At 69.3% G+C, this 15524-nt stretch carries 13 protein-coding genes; 6 read left to right on the forward strand and 7 right to left on the reverse strand.

Annotation, left to right across the window (positions count from 1 at the left end; genetic code table 11):
* Positions 1-13: 13 nt before the first annotated feature.
* The 7 genes from ELQ94_RS16570 to ELQ94_RS16600 all read right to left on the reverse strand — a co-directional run bounded on the left by ELQ94_RS16570 (position 14) and on the right by ELQ94_RS16600 (position 10402).
* Positions 14-544, reverse strand: coding sequence for a DUF3592 domain-containing protein (locus ELQ94_RS16570; RefSeq protein ID WP_127051480.1), 531 nt, complete (start codon positions 542-544; stop codon positions 14-16).
* Between the two features lie 8 nt (positions 545-552).
* A complete protein-coding gene (leuS, locus tag ELQ94_RS16575; protein ID WP_208007785.1) occupies positions 553-3105 on the reverse strand; it encodes a leucine--tRNA ligase in 2553 nt (850 codons plus the stop codon).
* A 77-nt stretch (positions 3106-3182) separates the two neighbouring features.
* Positions 3183-4508, reverse strand: coding sequence for an aminodeoxychorismate synthase component I (gene pabB, locus ELQ94_RS16580; protein WP_243697083.1), 1326 nt, complete (start codon positions 4506-4508; stop codon positions 3183-3185).
* A 32-nt stretch (positions 4509-4540) separates the two neighbouring features.
* Complete coding sequence (gene cydC, locus ELQ94_RS16585) at positions 4541-6229, reverse strand: thiol reductant ABC exporter subunit CydC (protein WP_127051483.1); 1689 nt, start codon at positions 6227-6229, stop codon at positions 4541-4543.
* The gene (gene cydD, locus ELQ94_RS16590) at positions 6226-7953 is read right to left on the reverse strand and encodes a thiol reductant ABC exporter subunit CydD (RefSeq protein WP_127051484.1); all 1728 of its coding nucleotides are present in this window, start codon (positions 7951-7953) and stop codon (positions 6226-6228) included. The genes cydC and cydD overlap by 4 nt, the downstream gene beginning before the upstream one ends.
* Positions 7954-7962: 9 nt before the next feature.
* A complete protein-coding gene (gene cydB, locus ELQ94_RS16595; protein ID WP_127051485.1) occupies positions 7963-8967 on the reverse strand; it encodes a cytochrome d ubiquinol oxidase subunit II in 1005 nt (334 codons plus the stop codon).
* Positions 8968-8977: 10 nt separating this feature from the next.
* The gene (locus ELQ94_RS16600; protein WP_127051515.1) at positions 8978-10402 is read right to left on the reverse strand and encodes a cytochrome ubiquinol oxidase subunit I; all 1425 of its coding nucleotides are present in this window, start codon (positions 10400-10402) and stop codon (positions 8978-8980) included.
* Positions 10403-10492: 90 nt separating this feature from the next.
* Between ELQ94_RS16600 and ELQ94_RS16605 the strand changes: the two genes are divergently transcribed.
* The 6 genes from ELQ94_RS16605 to ELQ94_RS16630 all read left to right on the forward strand — a co-directional run bounded on the left by ELQ94_RS16605 (position 10493) and on the right by ELQ94_RS16630 (position 15521).
* A complete protein-coding gene (locus ELQ94_RS16605) occupies positions 10493-10882 on the forward strand; it encodes a BlaI/MecI/CopY family transcriptional regulator (RefSeq protein WP_127051486.1) in 390 nt (129 codons plus the stop codon).
* 58 nt (positions 10883-10940) lie between these two features.
* The gene (locus ELQ94_RS16610) at positions 10941-11891 is read left to right on the forward strand and encodes a M56 family metallopeptidase (RefSeq protein ID WP_127051487.1); all 951 of its coding nucleotides are present in this window, start codon (positions 10941-10943) and stop codon (positions 11889-11891) included.
* A 9-nt stretch (positions 11892-11900) separates the two neighbouring features.
* Complete coding sequence (locus tag ELQ94_RS16615; RefSeq protein WP_127051488.1) at positions 11901-12596, forward strand: DedA family protein; 696 nt, start codon at positions 11901-11903, stop codon at positions 12594-12596.
* A gap of 63 nt (positions 12597-12659) precedes the next feature.
* Positions 12660-13697 carry an App1 family protein gene (locus tag ELQ94_RS16620; protein ID WP_127051489.1) on the forward strand — a complete coding sequence of 346 codons (1038 nt, stop codon included), beginning with the start codon at positions 12660-12662 and terminating at the stop codon, positions 13695-13697.
* Between the two features lie 43 nt (positions 13698-13740).
* Positions 13741-14469 carry an SOS response-associated peptidase gene (locus ELQ94_RS16625; RefSeq protein ID WP_127051490.1) on the forward strand — a complete coding sequence of 243 codons (729 nt, stop codon included), beginning with the start codon at positions 13741-13743 and terminating at the stop codon, positions 14467-14469.
* Complete coding sequence (locus ELQ94_RS16630; RefSeq protein WP_127051491.1) at positions 14466-15521, forward strand: FUSC family protein; 1056 nt, start codon at positions 14466-14468, stop codon at positions 15519-15521. Before ELQ94_RS16625 ends, ELQ94_RS16630 begins: the two co-directional genes overlap by 4 nt.
* The last annotated feature ends 3 nt before the right edge of the window (positions 15522-15524 follow it).

Consider the following 15524-nt stretch of genomic DNA (forward strand, 5'->3'; position numbering starts at 1 on the left):
GTCGTCCTCGCTCTCAGCGTCGCCGCCGAGCCCGAGCCCGAGCCCGCACGACGGCGAACGGCGACACGAGGGCGAGGACGACACCGACGACGATGGAGGCGATCGAGAACACGGGGGCGTTCCCGATTCGCGACCTCGTCTCCGCGGTGTCGACGAAGGCCACCGTGGGGTCCAGCGGGTCGTAGAGAACGGCGACCGAGTCACCCGGCGTGAAATCCTCCGACCGGGTGCTGCAATCAGTCTGATCGAGAACCGAATATGCCCGACCGTCGGCAGTGAAGGTGTAGATCGGACAAAGCTCCGGCCTTTGATAGGGCCGACGGGCCGTTCTTGTCGTGTCGGACGATGACGCGTGGACCTCCGAGAGGGTCGCGTCGACCTCCACGCCTCGCCCGCCCGACAGCTCGACGAACTGCGCCTGCTCGTGGGTGTGGGTTGCGATAGCGAACACGCCGGTTCCGACGAGACCCACGGAGCCGACCCCCAGGAGGATCGCGACGAGGACCGGGCGCCGGAAGACGGCCCGCCATTCCCGGAAACCCACGAGCGGCTCTAGCGCTTGGTGACCACGTTCACGAGCTTCGGCGCACGCACGATCACGACCTGGATCTCGCGCTCCCCGATCGCCCGCGTGACGGACTCCGAGGCGAGCGCCCGTGCCTGGAGGTCGGCGTCGTCGATGTTCGGGGCCACCTCGAGGCGGTCGCGCACCTTGCCGTCGACCTGCACGACAGCCGTGACGCTCTCCTCGCGCAGCAGGGTGCGGTCGGCCTTCCGCCACTGGACGAGGGCCACGGTGGGCTCGTAACCGAGCGTCGACCACATCTCCTCGGCCGTGTACGGCGCGAACAGGTTGAGGGCGATCGCGGTGACCTCGGCGGCCTCTCGAACGGCGGCGTCGGCGGGGCCGGCGCCCGAGTCGATCGCCTTACGCGTGGCGTTGACGAGCTCCATGAGGCGCGCGACGACGACGTTGAACTTGAACGACTCGATGAGACCGGGGGCGTCCGAGAGGAAGCGGTGGGTCACGCGACGGAGCTTCTCGTCGCCCGTCTTCCAGACGACGTCGGGAGCGCTCGTGACGTCCTGCGCGACGCGCCAGGCGCGGGCCAGGAACTTCGCGGATCCGGCCGGGGACACGTCGGCCCAGTCGATGTCGTCCTCGGGCGGGCCGGCGAACGCCATCGTGAGGCGCACGGCGTCGACACCGTGCACGTCGAGCTGGTCGCTGAGCTTCACGATGTTGCCGCGCGACTTGCTCATCGCCGAGCCCTCCATGATGACCATGCCCTGGTTCAGGAGCGCACTGAACGGCTCCGTGAACGACACCAGGCCCATGTCGAAGAGCACCTTCGTCATGAAGCGGGCGTACAAGAGGTGGAGGATCGCGTGGGTCACGCCGCCGACGTACTGGTCGACGGGCGCCCACTTCTCGGCCTGCTTGGGGTCGAACGCCTGCGTGTCGTCCCCGACGCTCAGGAAGCGCAGGAAGTACCAGGAGCTGTCGACGAACGTGTCCATGGTGTCGGAGTCGCGCTTGGCCGGGCCCCCGCACGACGGGCAGTCGACGTTGATCCAGTCCTCTGCCGCTCCGAGCGGGCTCGTGCCCTTCGGCTGCAGGTCGAGTCCCTCGGTGGGCGGCAGCTCGACGGGGAGCTGGTCCTCGGGCACGGGCACCTCGCCGCACGACGGGCAGTGGATGATCGGGATGGGTGTACCCCAGTAGCGCTGCCGCGAGATGAGCCAGTCGCGCAGCCGGTAGTTCTTCGCGGGTCCGCCGAGACCGGAGGCCTCGAGCGCCTCGGTGATCTTCCGGATGGCGTTGTTCTTGCTGAGCCCGTTGAAGGGACCCGAATTGATGAGCCGACCGGTCCCTGTGAGCGCCTTGCCGTCCGCGAGCGGGTCGAGGTCGGGAAGGTCCTCGAGCTCGGCGCCCTCGGGGATCACGGGGATCATGCCGGTGACGGGCTGGTTCACGTCGACGACCACACGCACGGGCAGGTCGAAGCGCTTGGCGAAGTCGAGGTCGCGCTGGTCGTGGGCCGGTACGGCCATGATCGCGCCGTGTCCGTAGTCGGACAGCACGTAGTCGGCCGCCCAGATGGGCAGACGCTCGCCCGTGAGCGGGTTCACGGCGTAGCGCTCCAGGAACACTCCCGTCTTCGCCTTGTCCGTCGCGAGCCGCTCGATGTCGGTCTGCGCCTTCACCTCGGTGAGGTACGCGTCGAAGCGACCCTTCAACTCGTCGGAGCCGCCCGCGACGAGCTCGGCCGCGAGGGGAGCGTCGGGAGCCACGACCATGAAGGTCGCGCCGTACAGGGTGTCCGGCCGCGTCGTGTAGATCGTGATCGGTTCGTCGCGTCCCTCGATGGCGAACGTGACATCGGCGCCGCTCGAGCGGCCGATCCAGTTGCGTTGCATCGAGAGGACCTTCGAGGGCCACGAGCCCTCGAGCTGGTTGAGGTCGTCGACGAGGCGGTCCGCGTACTGCGTGATGCCGAAGAACCACTGCGTGAGGTCCTTCTTCGTGACGATGTTGTCGCATCGCTCGCACCGGCCGTCGACGACCTGCTCGTTCGCGAGCACGGTCTGGTCGAAGGGGCACCAGTTGACGAGGCTCGCCTTGCGGTAGGCGAGGCCCTTCTCGCGGAGCTTGAGGAACAGCCACTGGTTCCACTTGTAGTACTCGGGGCTGCAGGTCTCGAGGGTGCGGTCCCAGTCGAAGGACGCGGCGTAGCGCCGCATGCTCGCCTTCTGCTGGTCGATGTTGTCGTAGGTCCACTGCCGCGGGTCGAGGCCGCGCTTGATCGCGGCGCCCTCGGCGGGCAGACCGAAGGCATCCCAGCCGATGGGGTGCAGGACGTTGAACCCCTGCTGACGCCAGTAGCGTGCGATGACGTCGCCGAGCGCGTACGCCTCGGCGTGACCCATGTGCAGGTCGCCCGAGGGGTACGGGAACATGTCCAGGACGTACTTCCGCGGACGCGTGTCCGTGGGGTCGTCGGTCGCGAACGGTCGGAGTTCCTCCCACACCGGAAGCCACTTCGCCTGAATGGCGGTGAAGTCGTAGGTCGGTGTGTTGTGGTCGGACGGGGCGTCGGTCACGGAGCTCTCATTCGTTGCGGGGAGATCGGGAAGTCGACGGGGCAGGATCGTCGGGCCCGATCCTCTACGTTACCGGTTCAATCGGAGGCGTCGGGCAGTGTGTCGGGAGCGCCGAGCGCAGCGAGGAGGAGGCGCGCCTTCAGCAGGGTCTCGTCCACCTCGCGGGTCGGATCGGACGACGCGGTGATGCCGCCGCCCGTGCCGATCCGCGCCTCGCCCGCGGCGAAGACGATCGACCGGATCACCATGGCGAGGTCGAGGGCTCCGTCGGCTCCGAACCAGCCCATGGCCCCGGAGTAGAGGCCGCGGGCTCCCCCCTCGAGCCCGTGGAGGATCGTCATCGCGCGGTGCTTGGGCGCGCCCGTCATGGACCCGGCGGGGAAGCTCGAGCGCACCGCGTCGATGCCGGTGGAACCGGGTGCGAGCCGCGCGGTCACGGTGCTCACGAGCTGGTGCACGCTCGGGTAGGACTCCACCGCGAAGAGGTCCGGAACGTCGACACTGCCGAGCTCCGCCACGCGGCCCAGGTCGTTGCGCATGAGGTCGACGATCATGAGGTTCTCGGCGCGCTCCTTCGCGTCCGACCGGAGGTCGTCTGCGAGGGCACGATCGACGACCGGATCGGGGTCGCGGCGTCGCGTCCCCTTGATGGGACGGGTCTCCACCCGGCCGTGGGGGGACACGGAGAGGAAGCGTTCGGGCGACGATCCCGCCATCGTGACGCCGCCGATGCGGAGGAATCCGCCGAACGGAGCGGGATTGTCGCGGCGGAGACGGAGGTAGACCTCGAAGGGGTCGATCGCCGTCGGCACCCGGACCTCGTTGGTGAGGCACACCTGGTAGACGTCGCCGGCGGCGATCGAGTCGAGGCCCGACTCGATGGCACGAACATAGGCAGAGCGATCGTGTCGCCAGCGTGGACGGACGTCTGAGACTCGCGCTGGCGAGGGCGGCGGCGACGGTGACGCCATCTCGGGCGCGGCCCCGATCTCATGGTCCCCCAGGATGGCGTCGATCCGTCCGGTGCCGTGGTCGAGGGACCAGAGCCGGTCGCATTCCACGAAGAGGGCGTCGGGGAGATCTCCGGGGGCCGACGGCACTCCGACGAGGCGGGCGCCGTACTCGTAGCCGAGTACGCCGACCCATCCTCCGCGGAACCCTGCGGGCGCGCCGTCGCCGTTCCGCGCGCCGACCGGGCTCTCGGCGACGAGGGACTGCAGTTCCGTGAGGACGTCCTCGCCCACGATCGTTCCGTCGAGGCGCACGACGCCGTCACGCGCCGACAGCACACGCCGTCCAGCCCCGAGGTAGCTCGACCCCGAGGTCGCTCCGGGTCCCGCGTCGAGCCAGAACACGTGCGCTTCGGTCGCGACGAGGTCCCGCGCGAGGTCCGCGAACCTCACGTTCGACGGCGCAGGGTCCAGGGGCCCCGGCTTCACGCGCTCGCGCCCGCCGGGCCGAGGGAGAGTGCGCCGTCGCGCATCGTGGCACGCCTCACATCCACGCCGGGCGGCACGTCGGCGTGGGAGATGATGACCACGGTCCGGTCGTCGCTCGCGGCGAGGAGATCGCGGAGCAGCCGATCGGCGAGGTCCGACTCGACGCTCGCGGTCGGTTCGTCGAGGACGACGACGGGGAAGTCCCGCAGCAGGGCTCTGGCGAGGGCGATGCGGCCTGCCTGCCCGCCGGAGACGAGGCCGCCGCGCTCGCCGACGCGAGCGTCGAGCCCGCCCCTCTCCGCGAACCACTCCCCCAGTCCGACGCGCTCGAGCACCGAGACGAGGTCGTCGTCGGTCGCGTCCGGGCGCGCGAACAGCAGGTTCTGACGGATCGACTCGTCGAAGAGGAACGGGACCTGCTCGACGAGCCCCACGACGTCCCGCACGGTATCGGGATGCAACGACCGGGCGTCGACACCGCGCACGCGATACTCCCCGGAGTGGTCGAGGAACCGGACGAGGACGTCGGCGAGCGAGGTCTTGCCCGAACCGCTCTCCCCGTCGATCCACACCCGTTCCCCCTCGCGCACCACGAGATCGACGCTCCGAATGCCCGGGCGACCGTCGGACCAGGAGGCGGCGACACCCCGTAGCTCGAGGGCCGGCGACGCGGATCGTCCGGGCGGTACGCGGGACCCGGCGTCCGTAGGGAGATGCGGGGGCAGCTCGGCCGGAGCCGCCTCCGCGACGCGGTCCGCCGCGGCGTTCACCTGACGCATGGCGCCGAGGGCGAGCGGCACGGCCGCCATGATCTCGAAGACGGCGAGGGGCACGAGAGCGACGACGGCGAATCCCGGTCCGTCGAGCGATCCGGTCGAGACGTCGCCCGTCGAGACGACGATGGCGAGGGCGACGGCTGCCCCTCCGAAGAGGCTGAGGCCCGCGGTCGCCACCGCGGCACCCGCGGCACGGCGGAGCACGGCGCGCGTGAGGACGCGATCGGCCCCGCGCAGCCTCTCGAGCGAACGGTCGGCCGTCCCGTATGCGATGAGGACGTCGAGCGAGCGCATGTGCTCGACGATCGCGCCGACGAGTCCCGCGCGCAGCGGCGCGATGGCGCGTTCGGCCGAGGCGGCGACGAGCGAGGACACGGCCGCGCTCACGACGACGAAGCCGACGAGACACAGGGCGAGGGTGACCGCAGCGCCCGGGGAGATGGTCGCGACCAGAACGACGGAGAGGACCGCGACTCCGAGGGAGGTGACGAGGGGCTGGACGACCCGTAAGGGGTGATCCTGCAGATCGTCGATGTCGGAGACCATCGTCGAGAGCACGCTCCCACGACTCGTGCGCGACAGTCCGGCCGGTGCGAGCGGGACGAGCCGCTCGAAGACGTGGACCCGCACCGTCTCGAGGGACCGGAAGGCGGCGTCGTGACTGAAGATGCGTTCGAGGTAGCGGAAGAAGGCCCGGCCGAGGGCGAAGGCGCGCACGCCGACGACGGCCATGCCGAGGAAGAGCACGGGGGGCTGCTCGGACGCGCGCACGATGAGCCAGGCGCTGCACGCGAGGAGGGCGACGGTGCACGCGGCGGCCGCGAGTCCCGAGAGCAGGCCGGGAGCCGCTCGCGTCGGACGAGGGCTGGCGAGGCGCAGGACGGCGTCGCGCTCGGGATGCCGGCTCACGATCGCACCGCCCCGGCGGCCGTCGCGGAGGCGGACTCCGGCGCCGCTGCGGCGTCGATGGTCCGGATCGCACTCGGGCGGAGAGTCAGGAGGGTGTCCGCTCCGTCGAGGAAGGCCCTGCGGTGCGACACGACGAGGACCGTGCGCCCGGTACGAGCGAGGTCGCGGAGGTTCGACACGAGGTGTGCTTCCGTCTCGTGATCGAGCGCGGCGCTCGGCTCGTCGAGCACGAGGACGCGACCGGGCGTCGAGAGCGCGCGGTAGACCGCTCGGGCGATGGCGACGCGCGCCGCCTGGCCGCCCGAGAGCCCGGAGCCGCGCTCCTGGAGGACGCTGTGCGGGTCGAGACCGTCGAGCACCGCGATGCTCATCGCGCGGGCGACGCGCTCGGACGACGGTTCGTCGTCGCCCATGGACACGTTCGACGACACGGTGCCGGGGAAGAGCGTCGCGGCCTGACCGCTCCAGGCCAGGAGCTCCAGGGCTCCCCCGTCGCGCGCGTCGAGGGAGCCCACCCGGATGTCACCCTCGAAGGGCACGAAGCCGAGCAGTGCGCCGACGAGGCTCGACTTGCCCGATCCACTCGGACCGGCGAGCACGGTGAGGTCCCCGGGGTGAACGTGGGCGGAGAAGCCCCGGACCGCGACGAGCCCGTCGAAGGCGATCGTGGCGTTGCGGACGACCACTCCGGCGACGCCCCCCGCATCCGCGCCACTCCGGACATCGGCCCCATCCACCGCCGTGGTGCCGACGGCCTCGACCGGTCCAGCGGGAGCCGCGTCGAGGAGCTCGAAGATGTGCTCGGACGCCTCGACTCCCTCGGCGGCCGCATGGTAGTTGACGCCCACCTGACGGATCGGGAGAAAGAAATCCGGGGCGAGGAGCAGGATGAACAATCCGGCCACGAGATCGATCTCCCCCGAGACGAGACGGAGGCCGATGGTGAGGGCAACGAGAGCCACCGAGAGGCTCGCGGCGAGCTCGAGCGCGAAACTCGACAGGAATGACACCCGGAGCACGGCCATCGTCCGGCGTCGGAAGCGCTGGGTGATGCGACGCAGTCGGTCGACCTGCCGGTACTGCCGCCCGTAGGCCTTGAGCGTCGACATCCCCCCGACCATGTCGTCGAACGCCGTCGAGAGCGAGGTGAGCTCGTTCCACTGACGCTTCTGCATCGCCTGCGTGGCCCACCCGATGAGGATCATGAAGACCGGGATGATCGGGAGGCACACGCCGAGGATCACCGCGGAGAGCAGGTCCTGCGAGAAGACGGCCACGAGGATGATCGGGGTCACGATCGCGGTGAGGAGAAGCTGCGGGAGGTAGCGGGCGAAGTAGCCGTCGAGGGCGTCGATACCCCGGCCCAGCAGCGTCGCGATCTCGGCCGAGCGCCGGGAGCCGAGCCACCCGGGCCCGAGGGCCGTGATGGTCTCGAGCAGGCGGTCCCTGAGCTCCGATTTGACGAGCGCGGCGCTGCGCGCGGCCGCGGCGTCCTGGGCCAGCGCGAGCGTGGAGCGGATCACGACCACGAGGACGAGCCATCCGAGCGTCGGAGCGATCTCGTCGAGCCCGCGCCCTGCGAGGGCGCCGGTCATCGCGTCGGTGACGAGCCACGCGAAGGCGACGATCGCGATGGCCTGCGCGACGGCGATGAGCCCGCCGAGTACGAGGAACGTCCGTGCAGCGGACGCGTACCGCACGAGACGGGGATCGAGGGGGCGCACGATCTCAGGCTAGTGCGCTGTCGCGTCGATGTGAGCGCGGGTGATGCGCTTGCGGAAGGTCCAGTAGGTCCACGCCTGGTAGGCCAGGACGAGCGGCAGGAAGACGAGTGCCGTCCACGACATGATCGTGAGCGTGTAGGTGCTGCTCGATGCGTTCTCGATCGTCAGCGAGTTGGCCATGTCGTTCGACGCCGGCATCACCGCGGGGAAGAGGCTCGAGAACAGTGCGAGCACCGCGGCGGCGATCGTCGTCGCCATGAGGGTGAAGGCCACGCCCTCCCGGCCTCGGCTGTTCGCGAGGGCCGAGCCGATGAGGGCGACGGCGGCAACGGCCGCGAACGCGGTGCCGAGGAGCGTGCCGTACGCGAGGACCGTCCAGGCGAGGAAGGACGCCGCGACGACGATCGTGAGGATGCTCGCCGTGATTCCGAGCCGCCGGGCACGGGCACGGATCTCCCCCTCCGTCTTCAGGGCGACGAAGTAGACGCCGTGGGTGAAGAACAGCAGGAGCGTGGTCGCGCCCCCGAGCAGGGCGTAGGGGTTGAGCAGCGAGAAGAACGTGCCGGTGAAGTTGTGGTCGGCGTCGAGCGGCACACCCTGGACGATGTTGGCGAACGCCACTCCCCAGAGGAGGGCGGGAACGGCCGAACCGATCGTGATCATCCAGTCGAAGCGCCGCTTCCACGCGAGCTCCGGCCGCTGGTGCCGGTACTCGAAGGACACCCCGCGGATGATGAGCGCGAGCAGGATCAGCAGCAGCGCCAGGTAGAACCCCGAGAACAGGGTCGCGTACCACTCGGGGAACGCGGCGAAGATCGCGGCCCCCGCCACGATGACCCAGGTCTCGTTGAGGTCCCAGACGGGCCCGATGGTGTTGATGAGCACGCGACGGTCGGTGTCGTCCCTCCCGAGGAAGGGCAGCGACATCCCGACACCGAAGTCGAAGCCGTCGAGGACGAAGTAGCCGACGAAGAGCGCGGCGACGATCCAGAACCAGAGGGTGGGCAGATCCATGACGGGTCTCCTAATAGACGGTCGCGCGGACGACGGGCTTGGCGGCGGGATCGTCCGGATCGTCTGTGTCCATCTCGATCGGCGCCGGGCCCTTCTGGGCGGCACGGAGGATGAGTCGGAACTCGACGACTGCGAGCGTGCCGTAGACGATGGTGAAGGCGATGATCGAGATCAGCACCTCGAGTCCCGTCACGTTCGGGGAGACGGCGTCGGAGGTCTGCATGAGCGAAAAGACGATCCAGGGTTGGCGGCCCATCTCCGTGAAGACCCAGCCGACGCACATCGCCATGAGCGACATCGGGAACGCCCAGATGGCGACGTTCCAGACCCATGCCTGGGTGGGCGTTCGGCCCTTGCGGGTGAGCCAGAGGCCGACGACGGCGACGAGGGCGTGCGCAGCGCCGAGGCCGATCATCCAGCGGAAGGACCAGTAGGTCACCCAGATGACGGGCGTGTAGTCGCCGGGGCCGTAGAGGGTGACGTACTGCGCCTGGAGGTCGTTGATTCCCTCGACCGTGCCGTCGAACGTGTGCGTCGACAGGAAGGACAGCAGGTACGGGATCCGGATGGAGAACAGCTCGTGCACGCCGTCTGGGGTTCCCAGGGTGAAGATCGAGAAGGAGGCGTCGTACCCGGTGGAGGTGTTGTACATGGCCTCAGCCGCGGCCATCTTCATGGGCTGTGTCTCGACCATGACGAGGCTCAGCTGGTCGCCGGTGAGAGCAGTGCCGGCAAACGCTCCCACCATGAGCCAGAGACCGAACTTCAGGGTCGGCCGCATCGTCTCGACGTTCTGGTGTCGCTTCAGGTGCCACGCGGCGACCGCGATCATGAGCCCGGCCGTCACCATGAAGGCGGCCAGGATCGTGTGGGGGAACGCGGCGAGGGCGACGGGGTTCGTGAGGACCGCGCCGATGTCGACGAGCTCGGCCCGTCCCTTCGCCTCATTGATCGTGTACCCCACGGGGTTCTGCATGAAGGCGTTCGCCGCGATGATGAAGTAGGCCGAGAGGATCGTGCCGACCGCGACGGCCCAGATCGTCACGAGGTGGAGCCGCGGGGAGAGCTTGTCCCAGCCGAAGATCCACAGGCCGATGAAGGTCGCCTCGAGGAAGAACGCGAGCAGTCCCTCGAGCGCGAGCGGCGCGCCGAACACGTCGCCGACGAACCGCGAGTAGTTCGACCAGTTCATACCGAACTGGAACTCCTGCACGATGCCGGTGACGACACCCATGGCGAAGTTGATGAGGAAGATCTTCCCCAGGAAGTGGACGAGCTGCAGGTAGACCGTGTTGCCGGTGCGCACCCACATCGTCTGGTAGATCGCCACGACGGACGCCATGCCGATCGTGATCGGGACGAAGAGGAAGTGGTAGACGGTCGTCAGACCGAACTGCCAGCGCGACAATGCGAGTGGGTCGAGCAGGTCCTCCACGAGTCCTCCGTCCAACAAGTTCTACACCGTGTAGAAGTCGTTCTTCTACGGAGTGTAGAACAAATTGACGAGGAGCGGTACTCTGGTGCCATGGCACAACTGGGCGAGCTCGAACGCAGCATCATGGACGCGCTGTGGGCGTCGGAGAATCCTCTGTCCGCGACCGAGCTCCAGGAGTACCTCGAGGAGCGCGCTCGCGAGACGAGCGGCAAGCAGCTCGCCGTCACGACCGTGCTGACCGTGCTGTCCCGACTCGAGCACAAGAGCCTCGTGGTGCGGGACCGGACGGTACGTCCCCACCTCTATCGCGCATCGTCCAGTCAGGCCGACCACACCGCCGAACTCATGCACGAGATCCTCGGTTCGTCCACCGATCGCGGCGAGGTGCTCGCGCGATTCCTCGGATCGGTGAGCCCCGAGGAGGCCGCGGCGCTCCGCGGGCTGCTCGACCAGACGCGCGACAGCGGCCGCTCGGCGTGAGTCCGCTGCGGGAGTCGACCCCGACGGGGTCGTTCGCGCGAGCCTCCGGATCCGCGACGTGATCGCGTCGACCATCGCCCTCGCCGTGCTCGCCTGGGCGCTCGCGTGGCCGATCCCCGCTCGACTGTCGCGTGCGCACTGGACGTCCCGCGCGCCGCGGACGGCTCTGGTGCTCTGGCAGTCGATCGCGCTCACGGGAGGGCTGTCGATGATCGGCTCGCTCCTCATCTTCGGTCTCTCCGCCTATGGCGACTCACCGCTCTCGGCCGGTGACGCACTCGTGAGGGAGACGCTCGCCGGTGGTATCCCCGATGGGGCCACGATCTTCCAGGTGGGGTCGTTGAGCTTCGCGGTCCTCCTCACGGGTCATCTGCTGCTCAACCTCACCGCGACGTTCGTGCGGACCGAGCGCCAGCGGCGCCGCCACCTCGACCTCGTGACGCTCTTGAGCGACCCCGTGCCGGGCGAACCGCGGACGCGTCGACTCGACCACCCCGCACCGGTCGCATACTGCCTCCCCGGGGCCTTCCGCTCCGTGACCGTTCTGTCCGACGGTCTGCTCGACCTGCTCGACGAGGACGAGCTCCGCGCCGTCCTCGAACACGAGCGTGCGCACCTCCAGCACCAGCACGCGCTCGTCCTCCTGAGCTTCCGGTCGTGGGGCAACGCACTCCCCTGGTTCCCGATCGCCCACCTGGCGGAGACAGCGGTCGAGTCGCTCGTCGAGTACATCGCGGACGACCAGGCGAGGACCGTCGTCGACAGCCATCAGCTCGCGAGCGCGATCGCCCTCATCGGATCCGCAGGGGCCCCGTCCGGAGCGGTCCACGCGGATTCCCCCGCGCGCGACTACCGGGTCGACACCGGTGTGGCGACGACACGGATCCGACGCCTGCTCGACGGCCCGCCGCCCCTCGAACCGCGCGTGCGCATCGCGATCCTGACCGGGGCGATCCTTCTCCTGCTGCTGCCCCTGACGCTTCTGCTCACCATCAGCCTCGTCGCGTAGGCTCGCACCGTGAACGACGCCCTGACCTGGATCCTCGACGTCGTGAGCGGCGTGGACCCGGTCGTCCGGACCCTCATCGCCGGCATCGGGATCCTCCTCGAGACGAGCATCCTCATCGGGCTCATCGTGCCGGGCGACTCGATCGTGATCGTCGCGAGCACGGGCGTCGACTCCCCTCTCGAGTATTGGGCGCTCGTCATCGCGGTCATCGTCGGGTCGCTCTGCGGAGAGAGCATCGGCTTCGCCCTCGGACGATTCTTCGGCCCCCGCATCCGGGCCTCCCGTCTCGGCCGGCGCATCGGTGAACCGAACTGGGTCCGTGCCGAGACGTATCTCGCGCGGCGCGGCGGAATCGCGGTCTTCGTCTCGCGCTTCCTCCCCGTCCTCCACTCACTGATCCCGCTCACCGTCGGGATGAGTGCGATGAGTTACCGCCGATTCATCTCCTGGACGGCGCCGGCGTGCGTCCTCTGGGCCCTCGCCTACGTCTCGATCGGATCGGCGGCGGCCGGCGGGTACCGGGAGCTGTCCGATCGGCTCCACTACGCCGGCTACCTGTTCGTCGGCGTGATCGTCGCGTTCCTGCTGATCGTCGTTGTCGTGAAGAAACTGCTCCAGCGTGCCGAGGCCCGTCATATGCGGAAGGCCGGCGACGGCGGAGCGGCCGGCGAGCGGCCGGAGGACGACGAGCAGCGCTCGATCTGAGCCCCGGACGGAATCCTTGGTCGCATTCGCGACCGGGCACGGCCGGCGTGAAAGACTGGGGCCGTGGCACCGACCCCCGAAGTGACTCTTCCCAACGCGATCGCGACGAGGCTCCATCGCGCGGCACGCATCGACGACGCGTTCCTGGCCTGGCGCCACGGGCGCGGCGTGAAGCGCGGACTCGTCCCCACCGTCATCCCGTTCGCCGGCTACGGCTCCACCACGTGGGTCCGTGTGCTCTGCCGCGTCGTCCTGACGAAGCCCGAGGTGGCCGAGGAGGGCGCTCGATCCGTCCGCGGTTGGCGCAGCTTCACGAGCATCCCCGTGGTCTCGAGCGAGGTCGTCGTGCGCGTCGGCGACACCGAGCACACCGTGATCGCGGATCGCGGCGGGCTCGTCGACGCGGTCGTCCAAGCGGAACTCCCGCCGGGCTGGCAGCGGATCGCCTTGAGCGCCGACGGGTCGGAACCCGTCGAGGCCCCCGTCTTCATCGTGGCCCCCGACGTGCGCTTCGGGATCCTGTCGGACATCGACGACACGGTCATGGTGACGGCACTCCCCCGTCCGTTCGTCGCGGCCTGGAACACCTTCGTCCTCGACGAGCACGCCCGGACACCCGTCGCGGGGATGGCCGTGCTCTACGAGCGCATCATGCGCGACCACGCGGGCGCCCCCATGATCTACCTCTCCACGGGTGCGTGGAACGTCGCTCCCACGCTCACGCGTTTCCTGTCCCGCAATCTCTATCCCGACGGTTCGATCCTCCTCACCGACTGGGGGCCTACCCCTGAGCGCATCTTCCGGTCCGGCCGCGACCACAAGCGCACCAACCTCCTTCGCCTGGCGGAGGAGTTCCCCGACATCTCCTGGCTGCTCGTCGGGGACGACGGTCAGCACGACGAGGACCTCTACGGCGACTTCGCCGCGAACCACCCGGAGAACGTGCGCGCCGTCGCGATCCGACAGCTCTCCGCATCGGAGGCCGTGCTCGCAGGTGGTCGATCGAAGGCCGAGGAGCACGGAGGCGATTCACCTCCGTGGGTCTACGCGCCGGACGGAGCTGGACTGCTGGAGAGGCTCGCGCGGCAGGGCATCGAGTGATCTGACCGGCCCCGATGTCGGTCCCGCGGAGTAGCCTGGACACGTGTGCGGGCGATATGCGGTGGCCAAGGAGTCGAACGAGCTCCTGACGATCTTCGACGCTGATCGCGCGGCCGACGATCTGCCCGGACCGAACTTCAACATCGCGCCGACCACCCCCGTCCCGATCCTCGTCGAGACGGCGGATGCCGATGGCACGGTCAGCAAACGGCTCGAGACCGCGCGATGGGGTCTCGTACCGTCCTGGGCGAAGGACCCGTCCGTCGGTGCGCGCATGTTCAACGCGCGCATCGAGTCGGCCGCCGACAAGCCGTCCTTCCGAAAGGCGGTTCGTCAGCGCCGGGCGATCGTGCCCGCGAGCGGCTACTACGAGTGGCGCACGAGCGCTGCGGGGAAGCAGCCCTACTTCATCCAGCCGGAGGACGGGGCGCTGTTCTCCTTCGCCGCCCTCTACGAGTGGTGGCGGAATCCGGCGGCATCCGACGACGACCCCGCCCGCTGGCTGCTCTCGACCTCCATCCTCACGCGCGCGTCCGCCGGTGACCTCGCGGACATCCACGATCGGATGCCCGTGATGCTCGGGGACGATGTCGCCCCCACGTGGCTCGACCCGACCGTCGCCGGAGACGACACCCTCCTCGACCGCGTCCTCGACGCGAGCGGCTCCGTCGTGTCGCACGTCGGCTTCCACCCGGTATCGAAGGCCGTCGGCAACGTCGCGAACACCGGTAGGGAGCTCATGGACCCGGTCACCGAGCCGGACGGGCCGTGAGGCGCCTCTCCGTCGTCCGTTCGGTGAGGACCGCGCGCCGCATCCCGTTCCTCCAGGCGGTCAAGACCTCGATCGCCACCGTTCTCGCGTGGATCATCGCCGGCGTCGCCCTCCCGGGCGAACTCCCCGTCTTCGCCGCGGTCGCGGCCCTCATCGTCGTGCAGCCGAGTGTCAATCAATCGTTCGTGAAGGCGGTCGAACGCAGCGTCGGTGTGATCGCCGGTGTGACGGTCGCCACGGGCGTCTCGCTCGTGCTCGGCTCCGCCGGCTGGATCGTCATCGTGGCGATCATCGTGGCGATCTTCACCGCCTGGGTGCTACGCCTCACTCCGACCTCCGCGAACCAGGTGGCCATCAGCGCGATGCTCGTGCTCGCACTCGGTGCGGCGACGCCCGAGTACGCGGGCCTTCGCATCGTCGAGACGCTCATCGGGGCCGCGACGGCGCTCGTCGTGAACGCACTCGTCGTGCCTCCGGTCGCGATCGGACCGGTCCGCTCCTCGGCGGAGCTGCTCGGCAACGCGATCGCCGACCATCTGGAAGCGCTCGGCACCGCCCTGCGGCAGCCCATCGAGCGGACCGAGCTCGAGTCGCTCATGATCCGCGCGCGATTGCTCCGACCGATGCGGGAGAAGGCGATCGTCGCCCTCGCGGAGGCGGAGGAGTCGCTCGCGCTCAATCGACGGCGGGCGCGCGTGGGGCCCGTCGTCACGGAGACCGCCGAGCTGCTCGCCAGACTCTCGGCTCTCGTCCACCGCATCGTGGGGATGACCCGGAACATCCGGGACGAATACGAGCCGTCCCTGATCGACGACCCGGTCGTCGCCGAGATCGCCTCGCAGCTCGAACGAGCGGGGCACGATCTGCGTGGTGTCGTGTCCTCGGGACTCGGGACGGTTCCGGAGGAACAGATGGAGCCGCCCCTCCTCACCGCACCCGTCGTGGTCCCGAGCGCGAACCCCGATCAGTGGATCCTGATCGGCTCCCTCCTCGTGGACCTGCGACGCGTGCGGGAGGAGATCGTCGGCCGTTCGGAGGCCGACATGCGCTGAGCC

The sequence above is a fragment of the Labedella endophytica genome, assembly GCF_003990045.1.
Taxonomy (GTDB): Bacteria; Actinomycetota; Actinomycetes; order Actinomycetales; family Microbacteriaceae; genus Labedella; species Labedella endophytica.

What these genes read in the sequence shown, in the direction of transcription:
- cydB (WP_127051485.1), bottom strand. Translation starts at nt 8,967, where the DNA reads ATGGATCTGCCCACCCTCTGGTTCTGGATCGTCGCCGCGCTCTTCGTC.
- ELQ94_RS16605 (WP_127051486.1), top strand. Translation starts at nt 10,493, where the DNA reads ATGGCACAACTGGGCGAGCTCGAACGCAGCATCATGGACGCGCTGTGG.